Below are 20,827 nucleotides of genomic sequence, written 5' to 3'. Positions count from 1 at the left end.
CGCGCAGCCGGGGAAGTAGGCTGTTCCCTGGCGCAAGGGAGGCCCGATGACTGATCTCGTGGACACGACGGAGATGTACCTCCGCACCATCCTCGACCTCGAGGAGGAGGCCATCGTCCCCCTGCGGGCGCGCATCTCCGAGCGCCTCGGGCACTCGGGCCCCACGGTCTCGCAGACCGTCGCCCGCATGGAGCGCGACGGGCTCGTCGTCGTGAGCGGCGACCGGCACCTCGAGCTCACGCCCGAGGGACGCAGCAAGGCCGTGCACGTGATGCGCAAGCACCGTCTCGCGGAGCGCCTGCTGAGCGACGTGATCGGCCTCGAGTGGGAGTTCGTCCACGACGAGGCCTGCCGCTGGGAGCACGTGATGAGCGAGCAGGTGGAGCGGAAGATCCTCGACCTGCTCGGCCACCCCACCGAGTCCCCGTACGGCAACCCCATCCCCGGGCTCGACGAGCTGGGCGACTCACCCGCGGTGGCCTTCATGGCCGGTGTCGTGAGCATCGTGGAGGCGTCGCTCGGGACGACGGAGGACGCCCCGGCCCGCGGCGTGATCCGCCGCCTCGGCGAGCCGGTGCAGTTCGACCCGGAGCTCCTCTCCCAGCTGAAGCAGGCCGGCGTTCTGCCGGGTGCGACCGGGTCGTTCTCCCGCGAGGGCGCCTACGTGCTCGTGCGGGTGGACGGCGCGGGTCCCGGACTCGAGCTGCCGCTCGAGGTCGCCGGGCACATCTTCATGGAGCGCTGACCAGGTCCTCCGGGGCCGCCGCCGGTGGCCCGCGAGGGGGAGGATCGACCGGACCACCCCCGGACTGGGCACACGCGGCCGCCACGCCGGTGCCACCGGGGGTTATGTAGCGCATCCACCCCGAGGATGACGCCCGCCGTTACGGATTCGTTAGCAATATGGTCCCTCAGGATGACAAACGGGGGCCCGTCGCTTACTCTCGAACAGGCCCGACCGACCACCACAGAGGTTCCGGGCCCGGTGCAGGGCGTCTCGACACCCGTCCCCTGCATGTGTACCCCTCGACGACCTTGGAGGGACGGGGCGCCAGCATGCCCGGCGTCGAGACGCAGGAGGTTGACAACTTGGCCCATGGTGACATCAGCGGTTCCGTCGGGAACCCGTCCGACCCGACTCGACCGCCCGCACCCGGGATGGATCGTCTGCCCACTCGCCGCGAGCTCCGCGCCGCCGAGAACGCGAAGGCCGTCCGGCCCCGTCGCGACTCCGCGACCCGTACCCTCCAGACCCCGGCTCCCCGCCTGAGCCCGGCCCCCACCGGCCGGTCGCGCCGCACCAAGGCCGCCAACGCGGTCGTCATGACCTTCGTCACCGGCCTGGTCGGCGTCATGGCCATCCCCGCCTACGCCGCGGGATCCTCCCTCGAGACCCCCACCAGCGCCGAGGGCACCTCGCTGCAGGACTACACGGCGGCGAACGCTCAGGTCGTCACCGCCGACAGCGCCTCGTCGGCGCCGGTCGAGGAGGAGGGCTTCACCGCCACCTCCGTCGCCGAGCTCAACGAGCAGAAGGCGGCCGCCGCGCGCGCCGCCCTCGCCGAGCAGCGTCGCACGCAGCTCGCGTCCACGGCTACGAGCTACACGGGGGCATCCGCCACCCAGCTCGCGTCGAACCCGATCTACCAGGGCACGTCGGCCTCCGGCGTCTCCGCCGTGGCCCGCCAGTACCTCGGCGTCCCCTACGTCTTCGGCGGCGAGACCCCCGCCGGCTTCGACTGCTCCGGCCTCGTGAAGTACGTGTTCGCGCAGTTCGGCCTGAACCTGCCGCACTCGGTGCGCGCCCAGCACAACGCCGGCCGCGTCGTGTCCCGCGCGGAGGCGCTGCCCGGCGACATCGTGGTCTGGAACGACTTCAGCCACGACGGCATCTACACCGGCAACGGCATCTTCATCGACGCGCCGAAGCCCGGCGACCACGTCAAGGAGCGCCCGATCTGGAGCCAGAACGTGCACTTCGTCCGCCTCCTCGGCTGACGACCCGCACCAGCTCGACCCGAGACGGGCCGGCGGCACGCATCCTCCGCGATGCGCCGCCGGCCTTCGTCGTTCCCCGGGACAATCGGGGGGCCCTGGGCTACCCTGTGCGATGAGACGTCCCTCGACCCGCCCGGGAGCCCCGATGACCACCGCACGCGACATCCGCACCATGGATGCGCGCGTGCGCCACGGACACCGGCACCATCCCCGGGTGGGCATCCACCTGGTCCACCCGAGCGGTCACCCGCTCTCCTAGGAGGCATCGCCGAGCATTCGGCGGTGCCTTCGCGTGTCCCCGGGGGCGGGGCGCCTCATTCGGATTCCTGGAAGCCGTCCAGGCCGGTCTGAGAGGGATGTCGTGCGCACCTTGGTACTCAACGCGGGCTTCGAGCCGCTCGCCGTCGTGTCGTTCAAGCGGGCACTCGTGCTCGTGCTGAGCGGCAAGGCCACCATGCTCGCCCAGGACGAGGAGCACCCCATCCTCGGGAACGGCGGCGTCTGGGGCCGCCCGTCGGTCATCCTCCTCACGCGCTACGTGCGGATCCCGCACGCGCGCCGCGTGCCCGTCTCGCGCCGGGGGGTCCTCCGGAGGGACGGCGGCCGGTGCGCGTACTGCGCACGGAACGCCACCACCATCGACCACGTGATGCCCCGGTCCCGCGGCGGGGCGGACACCTGGGAGAACCTCGTGGCCTGCTGCCTGTCGTGCAACAACCGCAAGAGCGATCGCACGCCCGAGGAGATGGGCTGGGCGCTGCGCACGCCGCCGCGCGCTCCGCAGGGCAGCGGCTGGGTCGTCAGCGGCATGGAGCGCCCCGCTCCCGGCTGGGACGAGTTCCTGGCGCCGGCGGCCTGATCCGGCGGGACGAAAGCCCGCCATGAGCGCGGGCACCGGACGCCGTCGGCCGGTGCTCCAGCCGGGGATCGCCCTGACGCCGTCCGTAGGCTGAGGGGATGACCGCCGATGCCTGTGACACCGTGACCCCCGACGACCCGTTCCTCTGGCTGGAGGAGATCCACGGCGACCGGGCGCTCGCCTGGGTCCGCGCCGAGAACGAGCGGACGCTGGCCCGGTCCCCCGAGGAGTCCCGGGCCGGCCTCACGAGCGAGCTGCTCGAGGTGCTGGAGTCCGACGAGCGCATCCCGTACGTCACGCGGCATGGCGAGCACCTCTACAACCTCTGGCGCGACGCCGAGCACGTCCAGGGCCTCTGGCGGCGCACGACGCTCGACGAGTTCGAGGCCCCCGCTCCCGAGTGGGAGGTGCTCCTCGACCTCGACGCGCTCGGCGAGGCGGAGGGCATCCCCTGGCAGTTCGCGCGCGCGCAGCTGCTGACGCCCGCCCGCGACCGCGCGCTCGTGTCCCTCTCGCCCGACGGCGGCGATGCCGTCGCGGTCCGCGAGCTCGACCTGGCATCCGGCCGGTTCGTCGAGGACGGGTTCTTCGTGCCGGTGGCCAAGACGATGGTGTCGTGGATCGACCGGGACACCGTCTTCGTCGGCACCGACTTCGGCCCCGGGAGCCTCACGGAGAGCTCCTACGCGCGCACCGCGCGGCGCTGGAGCCGCGGACAGGCGCTGGCCGATGCGCCGGAGGTGCACGCGGTCGCCGCCACGGACATGCTCGTGCACGTCACGCACGACCCGACGCCCGGCTTCGAGCGCGACGTGGTGCGCGAGGTGCCCGACTTCTTCACGTCCCGCACCCTCCTGCTGACGGACGCGGGCACGGTGCGCATCGACGTGGCGGAGGACGTCGACGTCGACCTGCATCGCGAGTGGCTCGTGCTGCGGCCTCGCACCGACACCGAGATCGGCGGCGTCGTGCACCCCGCCGGGTCGCTCCTGGCGGCGCGCCTCGACGACTTCCTCGCGGGGGCGCGCGAGGTGGCGGTGCTGTTCGCCCCGACGTCGTCGCGGAGCCTCGAGGACTGGGCGTGGACGGCGGGGCACCTCGTGCTCACGCTGCTCGAGGACGTGGCGAGCCGGATCCGCGTCCTCACGCCGCCGACGGCCGCGGGCTCGGGCGGATGGCGGGTGGAGGACGTGCGCGTCGGGACGCCGCTGGCATCCGTCTCGGTCGTCGCGACCGACCGGGAGACCGACGAGTACTGGCTGGCCGTCACCGGCTTCCTCACGCCGCCCACGCTCCTGCACGGCGTGGTGGGCGGAGGGGCCCCGCGACCCGTCAAGGAGCAGCCGGCGTCCTTCGACGCGCGGGACCTCGAGGTGGCCCAGCACTTCGCCGTCTCGGACGACGGCACCCGCGTGCCCTACTTCCAGGTGGGGCCGCGGGACCTGCCGCTCGACGGATCCGCCGCCGCGCTCCTGTCGGGCTACGGCGGCTTCGAGAATAGCCGGCTGCCCTCCTACAGCGGCGTCATCGGGCGCGGCTGGCTGGCACGGGGCGGCGTGTACGTGCTCGCCAACATCCGCGGCGGCGGCGAGTACGGGCCGGCCTGGCACCGGGCGGCGCTCCGCCACAACCGCCACCGCGCCTACGAGGACTTCGCGGCCGTCGCCCGCGACCTCGTGGCGCGCGGCATCACGGTCCCCGCGCGCCTCGGCTGCGAGGGCCGGAGCAACGGCGGACTGCTGGTCGGCAATATGCTCACGACCTACCCGGAGCTCTTCGGCGCCGTGGTCTGCGGGGTCCCGCTGCTCGACATGCGGCGCTACACGCGGCTGTCGGCGGGGGCGTCGTGGATCGCCGAGTACGGGGACCCGGACGTGCCGTCCGACTGGGAGTCCATCCGCACCTTCTCGCCCTACCACAACGTCCGTGCCGGGGTCGCGTACCCGCCCACCCTGGTCTACGCGGCGACGAGCGACGACCGGGTCGGGCCGGTGCAGGCGCGGAAGATGGTGGCGCTGCTGGAGGAGACGGGCGTCGAGGACGTGCGGTACTTCGAGAACACGGCCGGCGGGCACGGCGGATCGGCCGACAACCCGGCGACCGCGCGGCTGCAGTCGCTCATCCACGCGTTCCTCTGGGAGCGGCTCGCGGGGGACTGACCGGGTCCGGTCGGTCGTCAGCCGATGCGGCGGACGGCGACGGGTCCGGTGCGCTGACGCAGGCCGGACACGAGCTCCGTGAGCATGGCCGTCGGCTGCAGGCCCACCTCGCGGTCGAGGCGGGCGCGGTAGTCCGCGTAGGCGCGCAGGGCGTCGGACTGGTTGCCCGCGGCCACGTGGACGGCGATGAGGCAGCGCTGGGCCGTCTCCCGCAGGGGGTCCACGTCGATCGCCCGGCGGGCTGCCCGCGCCGCCTCGTGCAGGCGGGCGCGCAAGCGCAGCGCGTCGGACTGGGCCTCGAGCGCATTGACCCGCAGGTGGCGCCACTCCTCGGCTGCCGGCTCCAGCCAGCCGTCGAACCAGTCGGGCAGGAGCTCGGCGCTGAAGAGGTGCATGGCCGCGGGGGAGAGGTCGTCGTCGTCCGGCGCGTCGTGCTGAGGTTCGAGCAGGCGGCCCGCGATCGCCCGGGCCGTGCGGAGATCGACCGCGACCGCGTCGTGCAGCTCCAGTCCGCCGGAGGAGGAGTCCACTATCTCCCGCCCGCCGGAGCCGAGACGGGCGATGGCGGAACGCAGGCTCGACGCGGCGCGCCCATCGCGTGCCTCGGGCCAGAGCTGAGCGGCGAGGGTGCCGCGGTCGGCGGGACGCGTGCGGATGGCGAGGGCGGCGATCAGCCGCCGGGTGCCGTCGGAGAGGGCGGCGCCGGTCGGGTCGAGGACGGCGGACCCGGCATCGTCGGCGCCGAGTCCGGCGACGCGGAAGCCGCCGAGCACCTCGATGCCGATCATCGGATCGTCCCCGGCAGGGTGACCTGCGGGAGTCCGGGCGAGGCGCCAGCGGGAGCGGAGGCGGTGCAGCGGCTCGCCGAGCGGACCCTGCCGCCCCACGCCCCCTGATGCATCCCGCACCTCCGTGGGGGTCACATTATCCGTTCGCTCCCTAATCCCCACCAATGGAGTGCTTTTCGGGCTACCCGCGACGGAGCGCCCATCGACCGGCGATGGGCGCTGCGTCATGGTCTCCGCGGTGCGGCTAGCGCTGGGCGGAACGTCGGCGTGCGGTGAACCCGAGCCCGAGCGCACCCAGGACGAGGGCCGCCAGGCCCCAGCCGATGGTGGGCGTCGGGTCGTAGCCGGTCACCGGCAGGGACCCACCGGGCGTCGTGCCGCCGGGCACGACCGGAGCGACCGGCGTGCGGGTGGCGGACGGGGTGGCCGACGGGGCAGGCGTGCCGGTCGTCGCGGTCGGCGTCGGGGCGGAGGCCGTCGGCGTCGGGGCGGACGCCGTCGGGGTGGGGACCCCGGGGGTCGGGACGGGGACGGTCGCGGTGGGCGTCGGCGCGGTCGCCGTGGGGGTGGGTGCGGTGGCGGTCGGGGTCGGCGCCGTGGGCGTCGGCACCGGGGCGGTGGCCGTGGGCACCGGGACGGTCGGCGTGGGAGCCGGGACGGTCGCGGTGGGGGTCGGTGCCGTCGGCGTGGGGACCGGGACGGTCGCGGTGGGGATCGGCGCCGTGGGCGTCGGGATCGGCGCCGTGGGCGTCGGGACCGGCGCGGTGGCCGTCGGGGTCGGAGCGGGCGGCGTTGGCTCGACGGTCGGGGCCACGGTGGGCTCGTCGGTCGGGGCGATCGTGGGCTCGTCGGTGGGTGCGACGGTGGGCTCGTCCGTCGGGGCGACGGTGGGCTCGTCCGTGGGGGCGATCGTGGGCTCGTCGGTCGGGACGACCGTGGGCTCGTCGGTCGGTTCGACCGCGGGCGTCACGAAGTTCCGGATGACGGTGGTGCAGCGGACGATGCTGCCGGCGGCCGCGGAGCCGATGCACTGGTCCACCGGGACCCGGAGCGCCGACGACGTCGTGGAGGACGAGACGACCGTGCACTCCACGGTGCTCCCGCCGCCGTTGCCGGAGCCGTTGCACTGGGTGACGTCCGCGTTCGTGGTCGAGGACTCCGGGTTGCAGGCGGATGTGCCCCCGCCCTCGCCGGAGCCGACGCACTGGTTGACCGTGGCGGCGGTGGTGGTGCTCTCGCCGACGATGTTGTTCGTGATGTCGACCGAGCAGATCACGTTGCTGCCGCCGGCGGCGACGCCGTTGCACTGCTCCACCGCGTTGATGATGATCCCGTCGCGCTGCGACACCGACGTGGTGCAGAGGGGCGCTCCCGCGGCCCCCTGGCAGACGGTGGTCGTGACGGTGGACGAACCGACCTGGGTGGCGACGTCGATGTCGTTGACGACGGTGACGTCGCACCTGAGCCTCGACGCCGGCGCCGGTGGGCGTCGAGTTGCACTGCGACGCGGTCTCGAGGGAGACGGCGGCGGATGCGGTCTGCACCTGCCCGGTCATGCCGACGACGGCGACGAGCGCGATGAGCGCGGCGCCCGCGGAGGCGAGGACGCGCGCGCGGATGCGGCGGCGGGGGCGGGGGGTGGTGATGGCGTTCCCGGGTGTTGCGAGGTGTCTCGGCACGGTGCTCCTTCTTCCCCGTCAGACTGCCCGCGGCTCCGCGACGGCATCGCGACGCGGGCGTGACGCGGGCGTGACACGCGGCGCGGCGCGGCCGTCGATCCGCGGGGCGATGGGGATGCGCGTTTCATTACGGCGCCCCCTCGGAGACGACGAAGAGGGCCGGTCCTCGGCGGATCGGCCCTCTTCGTCGTGCGGCGCACGTGGTGCGCGTCGTGTCGCCTACTTGCTGGCGCGGTACTCCTCGAGCAGGTCGGCGGAGATGCGCCCGCGCTCGGAGACCTTGTGGCCGTGCTCGCGCAGCCACTCGCGCGCGGCGCCCAGGTCCTCCTTGGGAGCGCTGGAGGGGGAGCGGCGCGCGCCACCGGCCGCGCGGCCCGACGAGGCGCGACCGACGCGCCGGGCGCGGTCGACGTACGTGTCGAGCGATTCACGGAGCTTGGCGGCGTTGGCGTCGCTCAGATCGATCTCGTAGTTCACGCCGTCGAGCGCGAAGGGGACGGTCTCGCCCTTTCCCTCTTCGATGACGACGCCGTCGATGTCGTCGACGAGCGTGGTGACAACCTTGCGAGCCACGTCTCTCCCTCTCATTTGCAGTTGATGCACCGGATGATGCGACGTGCGTCACGATACCGCTTTCCCCGGTGAATTCCGTGCGACCACGCGAATGGGATGTGGAAATGCGTGGGGATACCGGGATCCATGCGCTGCGCATGCATTCCCATGTCGGCCGCGTCGTGTCGTGCACTGATCGACGATGCGAGTCACGCGGGGAAATGGATTCCCCGCCCGCCGGGCAGGAATCTCCTCATGTGTGGAATAGTGCGACGTCGACCGGATGCCGTGCTCTGCGCAGACGCTGGGGATCGCCGGGGAGACCGGGCCATTGCCGGACCGGTTCGACGGGATGCGCTCCGAGTGGAGGACCAGGACCCACGGGACCTTCGCTTCGGCCCGGAGGAGATCCGCTGTCGTGCCGACGAGAAGACCATGCGGACGGACTGCGATGCCGGCGAGTGGAAGCGCCGGGACGCCGGAACCGGTGGCAGGTGAGGCCGGCGGAACAGTCCTACGTCATGCGGGGATGTAGCGACGCAGATGTCGGCGGAGTGCGGGATCGACCACGTGGACGAATGTCCCGCGGATGCCGCGCGTCATGAGCACCGCGTAGATGTTGCTGATGAGCAGCCGGAGATCGTCATCGGAGAAGTCGATGCCGAGCGTCGGATTGTTCTCCTGGCCCTTCTTGTCGAAGTAGGAGCCCCTGTCCATGACCAGTCGGCCGCCCACCCGGTCGTATCCGAGGTCCGAGCCGATGATGACTCCCGCGTAGTTGAGGTCGTATCCCTGGACGGTGTGGATCGAGCCCACCTCCTCCAGCGCGTTCGACGACGCGATCCAGTCGCGCTGGGTGCTGTTCCAGCGCGCGCGGTAGTCGCCGATCTCGATGTCGAACGCGCCGGGCTCCTTCTTCGACACCCACTCCCAGGCGTAGCCCGCCACCATGCGCGCGAGCCCGTGCTCCCGGTCGCGGTCGCGGATGGCCGCGTGCATGTCTCCCACGTCGTCGAACATGCGGAACTCGTAGTCGCCGAGAGCGTCCGGCGTCAGCGGCGACTCCGGATGCGGGCTCGGCGTCGCGCCGATGATGCGCCGGACGTGCCCGACGTAGTCCGTCCCCGCCCTCACGCGCATCTGCGACATGAGCGGCTGCCATCGGCGGTCTCGTCGGGCCTCGGCGATGACGCCGTCGATGGTGTCCGCACCGAGGTCGGCGGGTCGTATGCTCTGCGCGGCGTCGAGCATGAGGATCCGATGCGTGCTCTTCGCGCGGATCCAGTCCAGCTGCGTCCTCTGCTTGTCGTCGTCCCCGAAGAGAGCGACGGTGATGTCCCGGAACTTGCGGTTCAGCGGCCCCGAGGCCTGGTTCGCCCGGCGGTTCAGGCGATGCGCCTCATCGACGACGAGGAGGTCGAAGGGGGTCGCGCTCTCGCCGACCTGGAAGGGCGTCAGCACCTCCACCCCCTGCAGGCCCGGCGTCCGCCGGAACACCTTCCTGGCGCTCTCGCGCAGGGACTGCTGCGGGATGACGAACCCCGTGCGCATTCCCTGGAGCGCTTCGCGATTCTCCCCGAGGAAGAAGTCGGCGAAGACGGAGTCGGCGTCGAGCGCGTCGTCGACCGGGAGCCGCCCGATGTCGGCGATCAGCTTGAGGAGGTAGATGCCCATCACGGTCTTGCCGGTGCCGGGCTCGCCCTGGATCACCGTCGTGCTCTCCATCCCCGTCTGCCGGTCCGACACCAGCCCCTCGAGCACCTGCTCCAGCGCGAGCTCCTGGTCCGGCGACAGCGCCTTGAACGGAGACAGCTTGAACAGGTCATCGTTCTCGATCTCCGCGATGGAGCGGTGGAAGAGCCCCTCTCTGCGGAGCTCCTCGAAGACGCGCTCGAACTCCGCGGTGTAGGAGACGCGGTCGTAGTAGTCCGCGTTCGTGATTCCGATGTTGCGATTCAGGACGGTGTAGACGCCGTCACCGGAGAAGAGGTCGATGAGCCGCGACTCGAAGTCCAGGCACGCGGACTTGTTGGCGTTCTCGCCGACGATGATGCGGGCTGTCGCCAGATGCCCGCGTTGCTCGGACTTGAGGTGCTGGGCGAGTCGTGCGGCAGCCCGCAGCGACTCCCCGACGTATATCTCGTCGGGCGCGCGACCCCCGGCCCGCTTCCCCGCGGGTGGGCCGTCGAGGACGTACACCACAGGCCAGTTCGAGTTGCGCGGATGCTCCGCTCCCCATCGAGCGACCGTGTCGCTGGAGAGCTCGACCCGACGGACGTCAAAGCGCGTCATACCGGGTGCTGCGTCCGCGGGCCTTGCCGACGGGGTACTTGGCCCGAGTGACGGCCAGCTTCTCCCGCACGATCTCGTCGGGGTCGAGGCCCAACCGCTCCGCGAGCAGCAGGCAGTAGGTGAGCACGTCGGCCAGCTCCCCCTCCACCTGCGCGGGATCCCCGTGGGCGTCCCACTGGTAGCACTCGAGCAGCTCGCCGGCCTCGATCGCGATGCTCTTGGCCAGGTTCTCCGGCGTGTGGAACTGCGCCCATTCGCGTTCGGCGACGAAGGCCGCGAGCTCGTCGCGCACGTCCCGGCTGGCCATGCGGTCACGGTATCAGGGCGGCGGGCGCAGGCCAGGGCGCCGGACTCCCCGCCCACGGCCCCCAAGACTGGGGGCGATCAGGTCTCCATGACAGCGCATGGACCTCCGTATGGTCGGGAACACCGAGACGAGGGAGTCCCCATGGAATTCGCCGAACGCCTGGCCGCACTGGCGCTGAAGGTGCGCAACCAGCGCGACGCCATCCAGACGGAGGAGGCGACGAAGAACGCGTTCATCATGCCGTTCATCTCCACGATCCTCGGATACGACGTGTTCAACCCGCTCGAGGTGGTCCCCGAGTTCACGGCGGACCTCGGCCTCAAGAAGGGCGAGAAGATCGATTACGCGATCATGCGCGACGGCGAGGTCCAGATCCTCATCGAGTGCAAGAAGTCCACGGAGTCGCTGAAGATCGAGCACGCCTCGCAGCTCTTCCGCTACTTCGCCGTCACGAACGCCCGCATCGCGGTGCTCACCAACGGCGAGGTCTACCACTTCTACACGGACCTCGACGCGCCGAACCGCATGGACGAGAAGCCGTTCCTCGTGCTCGACCTCGCGGACATCGACGAGACCCTGCTGCCCGAGCTGATGAAGCTCACCAAGGACGTGTTCGACCTGGACTCGATCATCAGCGCCGCGGGCGAGCTCAAGTACGTCGGTGCGCTGAAGCGGGCCATCGCCGCCGAGTTCCGCGAGCCGACCCCGGAATGGGTGAAGCTCCTCACCCGCCGCGTCTACGACGGCATGTTCACGGAGAAGGTGCGCGACCAGTTCACGACGCTCGTCGGCAAGGCCTCGAAGCAGTACCTGAACGAGCAGGTGAACGACCGGCTGAAGACGGCCCTCGGCGCGCCCGCGTTCCCGTCGCCGCCGACCGCGGTGTCGGCCGACGCGATCACCAGCGAGGAGGCTGTCGTGGCGGACCTCGACCGCGACACGGAGATCGAGACGACGCTCGAGGAGCTCGAGGGCTACCAGATCGTCAAGGCCATCGCCTGCAGCGAGGTGAAGCCGCAGCGCGTGGTGCACCGCGACGCGAAGTCGTACCTCGCGATCCTCCTCGACGACAACAACCGCAAGCCCATCGCGCGCCTCCACTTCAACGGCAAGAAGCAGAAGTACCTCGGCCTCTTCGATGCGCACAAGGTCGAGACGCGGCACCCCCTCGGGTCGCTCGACGAGATCTACGCGCACGCGGACGCCATCCGCGAGGCGATCCGGCTGCACGCGGGAGAGGCGATCGGCGCGTAGGTCCGCGTCGGCGGACCGGAGGTGCCCCTGGAGGGACTCGAACCCCCAACCCTTTCCTTAGGACGGAACTGCTCTTCCATTGAGCTACAGAGGCTGACCGGCCCATGGTAGCGGAGCGGGGCCCGGGTGTCGGGGCCCGCGGTCCCGGCACGACGGCCGCCGGGAGCGCGACGTCACGACCGACCCCGCCTCGCGGTGCCGGTGGTCGACGCGCCTCCCGGATCCGCTCCCGCGCCGCCCCGCCTGCCGGTTTCCCCACCCGGCGCGTCGTACTGTTGCCGGGTGTGGCGTGCCAATGAACGATCCGACGACGACGACGACCTGCTCTCCGGGTTCGCCGCCGAGCCTCTTGAGGACCTCCACGTGAATGCTTCCCACAACAGCACCAGCCCCCACGACCTCCGCGTCGGCGACGTGCACCTGGGGAGCGGCAACGTGGCCGAGCCCCGCTGGCGCGAATGGCGCGAGCAGCTCGCCGGCGTCGGCGGCCCCTCGCCGTTGCTCCACTTCGTGGACGCGGCCGGCTCCCGCATCGAGCTGAGCACCACCCACCCGGGGACTCGCGCAGTTCATCACGGGCAAGACGACGCTGCTGTCGTCCCTCATCCGCGACGAGCTCGCGCTCCGCAGCGCCCGCAAGGCGGCCAACCGCATCACCCAGAAGGGGATCGAGCTGGTCTCCGCGCGGGGCATCGAGTCGATCCACCTGGCCATCGGCCTCGCCGAGTGGCGCTTCGCCGACGAGCAGTTCCGCGCCCCGGTGCTCCTGCGCCCGCTCGCGATCCGCCGCCACGGCAGCGACTACGAGGTGCGCCTCAAGGGCCAGCCGTTCCTCAACCCGGCACTCGCGCGGGCGCTCGAGGAGCAGTTCCAGATCACGCTCGACGCCGACTCGTTCGTCGCCCTCGCCGTGCAGAACGGCGCATTCAAGCCGCAGCCCGTCATCGACCGCCTGCGCGGCCTGACCTCGCACCTGCCGGCCTTCGCCGTGCAGCCGCGCCTCGTCGTCTCGTCCTTCGCGGAGGTCGGCCGGGCGCTCGCCGAGGACGCCGCCGACCTCGAGCACCTCGTCATCGACGCCATCGCCGGCAACCCCACCGCCAAGTGGGGCGTGGGCGAGTCCTACGCGCCCGTCGACCCGATCCCGCAGGACCAGCGCCCGCCCGTCACCGACACGCTGCTGCTCGACGCGGATCCGGAGCAGGAGTACGTCATCGCGCAGATCAACGCGGGCAACTCCCTCGTGGTGACCACGCTGCCCGGCACCGGCGGCACGCAGACCATCGTCAACTCCATCGGCTGCCTCGTCGCGCAGAACAAGCGCGTGCTCGTCGTGAGCCCGCGCGCGTCCTCCCTGAAGGGGATCGGCCAGCGTCTCGCCGACGTCGGGCTCCCGGGCATCGCCGTTTCGCCGAGGTCGCTCAAGCGCGATGTCGTCCAGTCCATCGTGCGCAACGAGAAGGCGGCCCCCGCGCAGACCGCCGAGGTCGACGACGCGCTCGTCCGCCTCCGCCACGTGCTGCTCGACTACCGCTTCGCGCTCGGCCGACCCGACCGGGACCTCGGCGTCTCCGTGCTCGACGCCCTCGGCGAGCTGTCCCGCCTCGCGCTCCTCCCCGCCCCGCCGGCGACGACGGCCCGCCTCACCCGCGATGCCGTGACGGCCATCGCGCACGACCGCGCGAGCGCCGCCGCCTCCCTCGTGAAGGCCGCGAGCCTCGGCGAGTTCCGCTACGGACCGGGCGACTCGCCCTGGTACGGCGCCACGTTCACCACGAGCGCCGCCGCGACGCATGCGCACGACCTCGCCAAGCAGCTGTCCGCCGAGGGCCTGCCGCGCCTCGTGGAGCGCGCGGACGATCTCATCGGCCAGACGCGCATGCGCGCGTACCGCTCGATCGACGAGCTCGGCGTGTACCTCCGCCTCCTGCTCGACGTCCGCGAGACGCTGGACAAGTTCCTGCCGGTCGTGTTCGACCGCTCGCTGAGCGAGATCATCGCGGCCACCGGATCCCGCCGCGACGCCCCCGAGATGACGAGCATCACCCGTCGTCGCCTCCGCAAGCTCGCCCGCGAGTACGTGCGACCCGGCGTCCACATCTCCGACATGCACGAGAGCCTGAAGGCGATCCAGAAGCAGCGGATCCTCTGGCAGCGCTACGTCGCGGTCGGGTCGACCCCCGAGGTCCCGCGCGGCATCTCCGACGTGCACGCGCGCTACCAGGAGGTCGCCGCCGACCTGAAGGTGCTCGATGAGCCGCTGAGCATGGTCACGCGTCCGACGCCGCTCGCCGAGCTGCCCGTCGACGAGCTGCGGGAGAAGGTCGCCCAGCTCGCCGAGGACAGCGAGGTGCTGCAGAACCTGCAGGAGCGCACGTCGCTCCTCGCGGACCTCCGCCGCCTCGACCTCGACCCGTTGCTGCACGACCTCTCCGACCGGCACGTGCCGCAGGAGTCCGTCGCCGCGGAGCTGGAGCTCGCCTGGTGGCAGTCCGTGCTCGAGCAGATGCTCGCGGGCGACAAGGCCCTCCTCAACGCCAACACGAGCGTGCTCGACCGGCTCGAGTCGGACTTCCGGCTCGTGGACGAGGCGCACGCCACCGCCAGCGCGGGCCTCCTCGCGTGGCAGCTCGCGGAGACGTGGAAGATCGGCGTCGTCGACTGGCCCGAGGAGGCGCACCACCTGCGCCAGCTGCTCGGCGGATCCGCCCCGGTCGACGCCGCGGCCCTCCACCACTCCGCGCCGCACCTCTCGCGTGCCATCGCGCCCGTCTGGCTCGCGTCGCCCTACGAGGTGCCGACCATCACGGACGAGATGCCGTTCGACGCCGTGTTCCTCGTGGACGCGGGGGCGATGACGCTCGCGGAGGCCCTCGGCGGCATCCGTCGCGGCAAGCAGACGGTGGTGTTCGGGGACCCCGTCACGCAGACGCCGTCGCCCTTCACCATCGCGGTCGTCCCGCAGCCCGAGCGGTCGACGCCGCAGCTCGCGGACGACGACTCGACGCTGGAGGAGCGCCACGCCGACTCCGCGCTCGCGCGCCTCGGCGAGCTCCTGCCCACGCTCTCCCTCACGCGCAGCTACCGCGCGGGCGGCGAGGACCTGGCCGAGCTCGTCAACCGCCGGTTCTACGGCGGCCGCATCCAGTCCCTCCCCTGGGCGGGCACCTTCCTCGGGCACGGCAGCCTCTCGCTCGACTTCGTCGCGGACGGCCACGGCATGCCCGACGAGGACACCGGGGCCGTCGAGAGCGTCGACGCCGAGGTGATCCGCGTGGTGGAACTCGTCCTCGACCACGCGAGCCACCGCCCGCGCGAGTCCCTCATGGTCATCACCGCCAGCGCCCGTCACGCCGTGCGCGTCCAGCAGGCCGTCCTCCACGCCGCCGCCAAGCGCAGCGACGTCACCGAGTTCTTCATCGGCGACCGCGCGGAGCCGTTCATGGTCGCGACGCTCGAGCAGTGCGTCGCCCAGAGTCGTGACCGGGTCATCTTCTCGGTCGGCTACGGCCGCACCCCGCACGGTCGCGTGCTGTCGAACTTCGGCTCCCTCGCGGCGCCCGGCGGGGAGCGCCTGCTCGCCGTGGCGATGACCCGCGCCCGCCGCTCGATGGTGGTCGTGTCCTGCTTCCAGCCCGGCGACATCGACCAGGACCGGATGAAGCACGGCATCGTCGCGCTCGCCCAGATCCTGTCGGAGGCGGAGGCCCGCTTCACGGAGGACCCGATCCCGGACGACGGCGACGCCATGCTCGTCGACCTCGCGCGCCGGCTGGAGGGGCTCGGGCTCGCGCCCGCCCTCGGTCACCGCGACAAGCTCGGGCTCGTCGCGTCCTACGGCGGTCGGGCCATCGCGATCGAGACGGATCCCGTCGTCAACCAGACGAGCCTCCGCGAGTCGCTGCGCCTGCGTCCCGAGATGCTGAAGCGCCTGGGCTGGCACTACCTCCGCGTGCACTCCTTCGAGCTGTTCGCGGATCCGGACGCCGTCGCCCGCCGCATCGCCACCGCCCTCGGCGCGATCTCGGACGCCCACCCGATCACGGCGCCCGTCGAGGTCCAGCCGGACGCGCACCGGGCGGAGTGATGCGCGAGCGCGACGCGTCGGACGGCTCGGAGGAGGCGTCGGCCCCTGGGTCGGCGGACCGCGGGGCGACGCAGGCGGGCGCGGAGGAGCGCCGACCTGTCCGCCGATCGCGTCGTGCCTCGACCGCGCCGGTCCCCGGATCCGACCCCACGCCGCAGGCCGACGCCCAGGGGACCGCGGTGCGCGCCGCCGAGGATGCACCGCAGGGCTGGGGCGACGCGCCCGCCGCCTCGGATGCGAATGACGACCGCCTCCGGCTCGACCGCCCGCCCCACTGGGGCTGACGGTCGACGCCGGAGGCGGTCGGGTGGTGCGGATCGCGCGCTAGGCGGGCTTCCCGGGCTCGGCCACGTGCTGACCGGTGGACGACGGGATGGTGTGCGCGCCCTCGGGCGACGGCTTGCCGGCGAGCAGGTCGCGGATCTCGATGAGCAGCTCGGCCTCGGTCGGCGGCACGTCCTTCGGCGTCGCCTCCTCGGCGGCCTTCTGCTTCGCGAAGGCGGCCTTCTTGAGGTGGTTCACGGGCAGCACGAGCGCGAAGTAGACGACGGCCGCGACGATGAGGAAGTTGATCAGCGCCGCGAGCACCGCGCCGAACAGCAGGGTCGCCGGCTCGCCGGACGCGGTCGGGATGTCGACCTTGAACGCGTCGTTGAGCGTCGACGCGTTGAACAGCGCCCCGATCAGCGGGTTGAAGACGGACGTGACGATCGCGGTGACGATGGCGGTGAACGCCGCGCCGATGACGACCGCGACCGCGAGGTCGATGACGTTCCCACGGAGGATGAACTCCTTGAAGCCCTTCACGGGTGCTCCTGTCAGGCGGGCCGTCCGATCAGGTGGACGGCGACGACGATCCCGACCCGGATGAGCTGGGACCCGAGGGGTTCCTCGGGGTCACCGTACCGGAGCCCTGGCCCGTGGACCCGGAGCCGGAGGAACCGGATCCCGATCCGGACGAGTCCGACGAGCCGCCGCCGGAGGAGGACGGCTCCTTCTTCGCCGCGGATCCGGCGTCGCCCGACCCCGAGGACGATCCGGCGTCGCTCGACGAGGACGAGGACGAGGACGATGCGGACGACGACCGCGACCGCTTGGCCGCGTCCTCGGTGCGCGAGTCGTTGCGGTAGAAGCCGCTTCCGGTGAAGCTCACGCCGACGGCGGCGAAGAGCTTCCGGAGCTTGCCGCCGCACACGGGGCACTCGGTGAGGGAGTCGTCGGTGAACGCCTGGACGATGTCGAAGGCGTTGCCGCACACCGTGCAGCGGTAGGAGTACGTGGGCATGGGTCCCTAGAAGGAGTGGATGAGGGTGGGGGTCACGATGCCGTCGACCGGCATGTCGTGCTTCTCCCGCGGGAGCTCGTCGACGAACTCGGCGTCGAACACCACAGCGTAGACCGGGGGGCAGGCCTCCATCGAGCCGAGGGTCTTGTCGAAGTACCCGCGGCCCCAGCCCATCCGCATGCCGCCCTGGTCGACCGCGGCGGCGGGGACGACGATGAGGTCGACGTCGTTGATGGCGATCGGGCCGAGCAGCTCGCCCACCGGCTCGGGCAGCCCGAACAGCCCCTCGGTCTCGGTGCCGTCGCTCACGACCCAGTCGAGCAGGCCGTCGTTGCGGGACACCGGGAGGAGCACCTGACGCCCGTCGGCGTGCAGCCACTGGAGGAAGGGACGCGTCGTCGGCTCGTCGACGGTGGAGAGGTAGCAGGCCACCCGCCGGGCGTCGTGGTTCGCCACGAGCTCCGTCAACCTGCTGGTCAGGCCGTGGGCGGCCTCATCGCGCTCGGTCGAGGTCATCTGCCGACGACGCTCCCGCAGCTGGGCGCGCAGGGCCCTCTTCTCGTTCCCGACATCGCTCGGCATGGTTCGAGTCTAGGTATGTTCGCCCGCTACGCTCGATCGCATGGTCACCCACATCACGAAGGCCGTCATCCCCGCAGCGGGACTCGGAACGCGATTCCTGCCCGCGACGAAGGCGATGCCGAAGGAGATGCTGCCGGTCGTCGACCGACCGGCCATCCAGTACGTGGTGGAGGAGGCCGTGGGAGCGGGACTCCACGACGTCCTCATGATCACGGGGCGCAACAAGACCGCCCTCGAGAACCACTTCGACCGCAACGCCGAGCTCGAGGCGACCCTCCAGCTCAAGGGCGACGACGCGAAGCTCCGCAAGGTCAACGAGTCCACGGACCTGGCGGACATGCACTACGTGCGCCAGGGCGACCCGAAGGGCCTCGGCCACGCGGTGCTGCGCGCCGAGATGCACGTGGGCCGCGAGCCGTTCGCCGTGCTCCTCGGCGACGACATCATCGACAAGCGCGACGTGCTCCTCTCCCGCATGATCGAGGTGCAGCTCGAGCGCGGCTGCTCCGTGGTCGCGCTCCTCGAGGTCGACCCCTCGCAGACGCACCTCTACGGCGTCGCCACGGTGGAGCAGACCGACGACGACGACGTCGTGCGCATCACCGGCATGGTCGAGAAGCCCGCCGCCGGCACCGCGCCCTCCAACCTCGCGATCATCGGCCGCTACGTCCTGCGCCCCGAGGTCTTCGACGTGCTCCACAAGACCGAGCCCGGCAAGGGCGGCGAGATCCAGCTGACCGACGCTCTCGAGAAGATGGCCGCCGCGCCCGAGTGGACCGGCGGCGTCTACGGGGTCGTCTTCCGCGGCCGCCGCTACGACACCGGCGACCGGCTCGACTACCTGAAGGCCATCGTCCAGCTGGGCGTCGACCACGAGGACCTCGGCGAGGGCCTCCGCGAGTGGCTGCCCGAGTTCGTCAAGACGCTCGAGCGCTGATCCGCGCGGCGGGCGCTCGGGCGCGGCACGACCACCAGCCGGGGAACGCGATCCCGGGAGTCGGCCGTCCCGGCGCCCGCGGCGAGGCCTAGGGTGGGGGACGTGCCGCAGACCGTACCCACCATGCGGGACGGGCGCATCTCCGTCCGGCCCATCCGGCTCCGCGACTCGCGGAGCCTGGAGCGCTCGCTGCTCGACAACCGGTCGTGGCTGCGCAAGTGGGAGGCGACCAGCCCCTACGCGCCCATGGCGTTCGACACGCGCGCCAGCATCCGGTCGCTGCAGGCCAACGCCCGCGCCGGGCTCGGCGTGCCGCTCGTCATCGACTACGACGACGAGTTCGCGGGCCAGCTGAACGTGTCGTCCATCGCCTACGGGTCGCTCTCCAGCGCGACCATCGGCTACTGGGTGGGCCAGGAGTTCGCGGGGAGGAACGTCACGCCGACGGCGGTCGCCCTGGCCACCGACTACTGCTTCACGACGCTCGGCCTCCACCGGATGGAGATCTGCATCCGCCCGGAGAACGCGCCGAGCCTCCGCGTCGTCCAGAAGCTCGGCTTCCGGTACGAGGGCCTCCGCCGCCGCTACATCCACATCAACGGCGACTGGCGCGACCACTTCTGCTTCGGCCTGGTCGTCGAGGAGCTCTCCACCAGCGTGCTCGCGCGCTGGAAGGAGGGCGGCGTCGACCCCGAGTGGTCCCGCGTGCCGGACGCCGACGTCGAGGCGGCCGCGTCGCCGCTCGCGGTGCAGCGCCGCATCTGACCGGCCAGCATCGGGCCGCACCGCGTCCGGCCCCGTACCTGCGGATGCGCCGGTCCGGCGGTGGACACGCGGCGCGCTTCCCACGCCGCGCGCACCGGACCTCCTAGCCTCGTGATCATGCAATCCGGCGGCATCATCATCGCGCTCTCCGCGGTGCTCTGGCTCGCCTACCTCCTGCCCACGTGGCTGCACCGGCGCCAGTACATGGCGACCGAGCGCAACGCCGTGCGCCTCCAGCAGACCCTGCGGATCCTGGCCGAGACGGCCGAGGTCCCCGACGCGGTGCGTGCCGAGACCCGTGCCCGCAACGTCGTCGAGCATCAGCGCGCCCTCCGCCGCGCCGCCGAAGAAGCCGAAGCCGCCGCGCGTGCGCGAGACGCCGCCGCCCAGCGCGCCCTACCGAAAGTGGCCCCCGTGACCGCATCGTCGCCCTCCGCCGCCACGCGCCTCCGCCGCAGCCGCCTCGCCGCGACCGTGGTGCTCGCCCTCGCCCTCGTCGGCGTGGTCGTCGGCCTCACGCAGGTCGCCGCGGCCGGCGCGTGGACGCTCCTCGTGATCTCCTCGCTCGCCACCTTCGGCTCGCTCGCCTTCCTGCAGCGCATGTCGCAGGTCGCCGCGGCGCGCCGGCTCCAGGCGCCCGAGGCGCGGCCCCTCCCGCGCACGGGCTTCACGGACTTCCACGAGGCGACCCCGCAGGCGACCGCGCCCGTCGTCGAACGCGAGGAGGGGGAGTCCTGGACCCCCGTCCCCGTGCCGAAGCCGCTCTACCTGTCGCGGTCGCAGGCGCCGGGCCCGCGCCCCGGCGCGGGTCGGGCGCCCGCCACCCCGCTCTCGCCCGCCGAGGAGATGCGCCGCGCCGCCGCCGCCTCCGAGGAGACGCTGCGGCGCGCGCACCTCGAGCCGGAGGTCGCGCGCCTCGCCGCCGAGGAGGAGGCCGTCGCGGCTGCTCCCGCCGCCCCCGCGGCCCGCACGCCGTCGGCGCCCGACAGCCGCTTCTCCCGCATGGGCATCGTCGACGACGCGCAGCCGGGCATGGGCGACCTCGACGAGGTCCTGCGCCGCCGCCGCGCGGTCGGCTGACGCCACCGCCTTCGATCCCCACGGCCGCGTCGCGCGGTCCGAGGGCCCCGCGTGACGTGGTAGTCTCGTGGAGTTGTCAGGGCCTATGGCGCAGTTGGTAGCGCGCCTCGTTCGCATCGAGGAGGTCAGGAGTTCGAATCTCCTTAGGTCCACAAGAACCCCGCTCCGGCGGGGTTTTTGCTTTCCCGCACGCTGCGACCTCT

16 protein-coding genes, 2 tRNA genes and 1 pseudogene are annotated in these 20,827 nt (G+C 72.0%); 10 read left to right on the top strand and 9 right to left on the bottom strand.

The window, feature by feature from the left end; genetic code table 11:
* Positions 1-46: 46 nt before the first annotated feature.
* From ACZ411_RS10370 to ACZ411_RS10355, 4 genes are all read left to right on the top strand, one after another.
* Positions 47-745: a metal-dependent transcriptional regulator gene (locus ACZ411_RS10370; RefSeq protein ID WP_094116498.1), complete on the top strand. Its 699-nt coding sequence runs from the start codon at positions 47-49 to the stop codon at positions 743-745.
* A gap of 413 nt (positions 746-1,158) precedes the next feature.
* Positions 1,159-1,998, top strand: a complete 840-nt coding sequence (locus tag ACZ411_RS10365) for a C40 family peptidase (protein WP_262404248.1) — start codon at positions 1,159-1,161, stop codon at positions 1,996-1,998.
* Between the two features lie 361 nt (positions 1,999-2,359).
* Positions 2,360-2,857, top strand: coding sequence for an HNH endonuclease (locus ACZ411_RS10360; protein ID WP_094116496.1), 498 nt, complete (start codon positions 2,360-2,362; stop codon positions 2,855-2,857).
* Positions 2,858-2,955: 98 nt separating this feature from the next.
* Complete coding sequence (locus tag ACZ411_RS10355) at positions 2,956-5,016, top strand: prolyl oligopeptidase family serine peptidase (protein ID WP_464170411.1); 2,061 nt, start codon at positions 2,956-2,958, stop codon at positions 5,014-5,016.
* A gap of 17 nt (positions 5,017-5,033) precedes the next feature.
* Here the strand turns inward: ACZ411_RS10355 and ACZ411_RS10350 are convergent, their stop codons facing one another.
* From ACZ411_RS10350 to ACZ411_RS10330, 5 genes are all read right to left on the bottom strand, one after another.
* Positions 5,034-5,804 carry an AfsR/SARP family transcriptional regulator gene (locus tag ACZ411_RS10350; RefSeq protein WP_104290476.1) on the bottom strand — a complete coding sequence of 257 codons (771 nt, stop codon included), beginning with the start codon at positions 5,802-5,804 and terminating at the stop codon, positions 5,034-5,036.
* Positions 5,805-6,048: 244 nt separating this feature from the next.
* On the bottom strand, positions 6,049-7,152 hold the full coding sequence (locus tag ACZ411_RS10345) for a PT domain-containing protein (protein ID WP_464170408.1): 1,104 nt from the start codon (positions 7,150-7,152) through the stop codon (positions 6,049-6,051).
* Between the two features lie 550 nt (positions 7,153-7,702).
* On the bottom strand, positions 7,703-8,056 hold the full coding sequence (locus tag ACZ411_RS10340) for a histone-like nucleoid-structuring protein Lsr2 (protein WP_094116492.1): 354 nt from the start codon (positions 8,054-8,056) through the stop codon (positions 7,703-7,705).
* A gap of 498 nt (positions 8,057-8,554) precedes the next feature.
* The gene (locus ACZ411_RS10335) at positions 8,555-10,327 is read right to left on the bottom strand and encodes a DNA/RNA helicase domain-containing protein (protein WP_464170405.1); all 1,773 of its coding nucleotides are present in this window, start codon (positions 10,325-10,327) and stop codon (positions 8,555-8,557) included.
* Positions 10,314-10,634 carry a nucleotide pyrophosphohydrolase gene (locus tag ACZ411_RS10330; protein WP_464170403.1) on the bottom strand — a complete coding sequence of 107 codons (321 nt, stop codon included), beginning with the start codon at positions 10,632-10,634 and terminating at the stop codon, positions 10,314-10,316. The genes ACZ411_RS10335 and ACZ411_RS10330 overlap by 14 nt, the downstream gene beginning before the upstream one ends.
* 141 nt (positions 10,635-10,775) lie before the next feature.
* On the opposite strand from ACZ411_RS10330, the gene ACZ411_RS10325 reads away from it, so the two are divergent.
* Positions 10,776-11,888, top strand: coding sequence for a type I restriction endonuclease (locus tag ACZ411_RS10325; RefSeq protein ID WP_464170401.1), 1,113 nt, complete (start codon positions 10,776-10,778; stop codon positions 11,886-11,888).
* 22 nt (positions 11,889-11,910) lie between these two features.
* On the opposite strand, the gene ACZ411_RS10320 is transcribed toward ACZ411_RS10325, so the two are convergent.
* Positions 11,911-11,982 (bottom strand) — tRNA-Arg (locus ACZ411_RS10320).
* Between the two features lie 269 nt (positions 11,983-12,251).
* Here ACZ411_RS10320 and ACZ411_RS10315 point away from each other — a divergent pair.
* A pseudogene (locus tag ACZ411_RS10315) lies at positions 12,252-15,975 on the top strand (DUF4011 domain-containing protein).
* 324 nt (positions 15,976-16,299) lie between these two features.
* Here the strand turns inward: ACZ411_RS10315 and mscL are convergent.
* The 3 genes from mscL to ACZ411_RS10300 are packed head-to-tail and all read right to left on the bottom strand — an operon-like array spanning position 16,300 to position 17,842.
* Positions 16,300-16,782, bottom strand: coding sequence for a large conductance mechanosensitive channel protein MscL (gene mscL, locus ACZ411_RS10310; RefSeq protein ID WP_104291330.1), 483 nt, complete (start codon positions 16,780-16,782; stop codon positions 16,300-16,302).
* Positions 16,783-16,810: 28 nt separating this feature from the next.
* Positions 16,811-17,260: an FmdB family zinc ribbon protein gene (locus ACZ411_RS10305; RefSeq protein WP_464170398.1), complete on the bottom strand. Its 450-nt coding sequence runs from the start codon at positions 17,258-17,260 to the stop codon at positions 16,811-16,813.
* A gap of 6 nt (positions 17,261-17,266) precedes the next feature.
* Complete coding sequence (locus ACZ411_RS10300; RefSeq protein WP_094116487.1) at positions 17,267-17,842, bottom strand: 5-formyltetrahydrofolate cyclo-ligase; 576 nt, start codon at positions 17,840-17,842, stop codon at positions 17,267-17,269.
* A 40-nt stretch (positions 17,843-17,882) separates the two neighbouring features.
* Between ACZ411_RS10300 and galU the strand changes: the two genes are divergently transcribed.
* The 4 genes from galU (at position 17,883) to ACZ411_RS10280 (ending at position 20,776) form a co-directional block, all read left to right on the top strand.
* Positions 17,883-18,779 (top strand): UTP--glucose-1-phosphate uridylyltransferase GalU, encoded by an 897-nt coding sequence (gene galU / locus ACZ411_RS10295; protein ID WP_094116486.1) that lies wholly within the window; start codon positions 17,883-17,885, stop codon positions 18,777-18,779.
* A 123-nt stretch (positions 18,780-18,902) separates the two neighbouring features.
* Positions 18,903-19,544, top strand: a complete 642-nt coding sequence (locus ACZ411_RS10290; protein WP_094117045.1) for a GNAT family N-acetyltransferase — start codon at positions 18,903-18,905, stop codon at positions 19,542-19,544.
* A gap of 117 nt (positions 19,545-19,661) precedes the next feature.
* Entirely contained in the window at positions 19,662-20,624 is a 963-nt protein-coding gene (locus ACZ411_RS10285; RefSeq protein WP_464170545.1) for a hypothetical protein, read from the top strand.
* A 79-nt stretch (positions 20,625-20,703) separates the two neighbouring features.
* Positions 20,704-20,776, top strand: a tRNA-Ala gene (locus ACZ411_RS10280).
* Positions 20,777-20,827: the final 51 nt, after the last annotated feature.

This window comes from Clavibacter sp. AC415 (assembly GCF_979252985.1).
The sequence above is the reverse complement of the archived record's forward strand: the minus strand, read 5'-3'. Positions and strand labels throughout refer to the sequence as shown.

What these genes read in the sequence shown, in the direction of transcription:
- ACZ411_RS10370 (WP_094116498.1), top strand. Translation starts at nt 47, where the DNA reads ATGACTGATCTCGTGGACACGACGGAGATGTACCTCCGCACCATCCTC.
- ACZ411_RS10365 (WP_262404248.1), top strand. Translation starts at nt 1,159, where the DNA reads ATGGATCGTCTGCCCACTCGCCGCGAGCTCCGCGCCGCCGAGAACGCG.
- ACZ411_RS10355 (WP_464170411.1), top strand. Translation starts at nt 2,956, where the DNA reads ATGACCGCCGATGCCTGTGACACCGTGACCCCCGACGACCCGTTCCTC.
- ACZ411_RS10350 (WP_104290476.1), bottom strand. Translation starts at nt 5,804, where the DNA reads ATGATCGGCATCGAGGTGCTCGGCGGCTTCCGCGTCGCCGGACTCGGC.
- ACZ411_RS10335 (WP_464170405.1), bottom strand. Translation starts at nt 10,327, where the DNA reads ATGACGCGCTTTGACGTCCGTCGGGTCGAGCTCTCCAGCGACACGGTC.
- ACZ411_RS10330 (WP_464170403.1), bottom strand. Translation starts at nt 10,634, where the DNA reads ATGGCCAGCCGGGACGTGCGCGACGAGCTCGCGGCCTTCGTCGCCGAA.
- ACZ411_RS10325 (WP_464170401.1), top strand. Translation starts at nt 10,776, where the DNA reads ATGGAATTCGCCGAACGCCTGGCCGCACTGGCGCTGAAGGTGCGCAAC.
- ACZ411_RS10305 (WP_464170398.1), bottom strand. Translation starts at nt 17,260, where the DNA reads ATGCCCACGTACTCCTACCGCTGCACGGTGTGCGGCAACGCCTTCGAC.
- ACZ411_RS10300 (WP_094116487.1), bottom strand. Translation starts at nt 17,842, where the DNA reads ATGCCGAGCGATGTCGGGAACGAGAAGAGGGCCCTGCGCGCCCAGCTG.
- galU (WP_094116486.1), top strand. Translation starts at nt 17,883, where the DNA reads ATGGTCACCCACATCACGAAGGCCGTCATCCCCGCAGCGGGACTCGGA.
- ACZ411_RS10290 (WP_094117045.1), top strand. Translation starts at nt 18,903, where the DNA reads ATGCGGGACGGGCGCATCTCCGTCCGGCCCATCCGGCTCCGCGACTCG.
- ACZ411_RS10285 (WP_464170545.1), top strand. Translation starts at nt 19,662, where the DNA reads ATGCAATCCGGCGGCATCATCATCGCGCTCTCCGCGGTGCTCTGGCTC.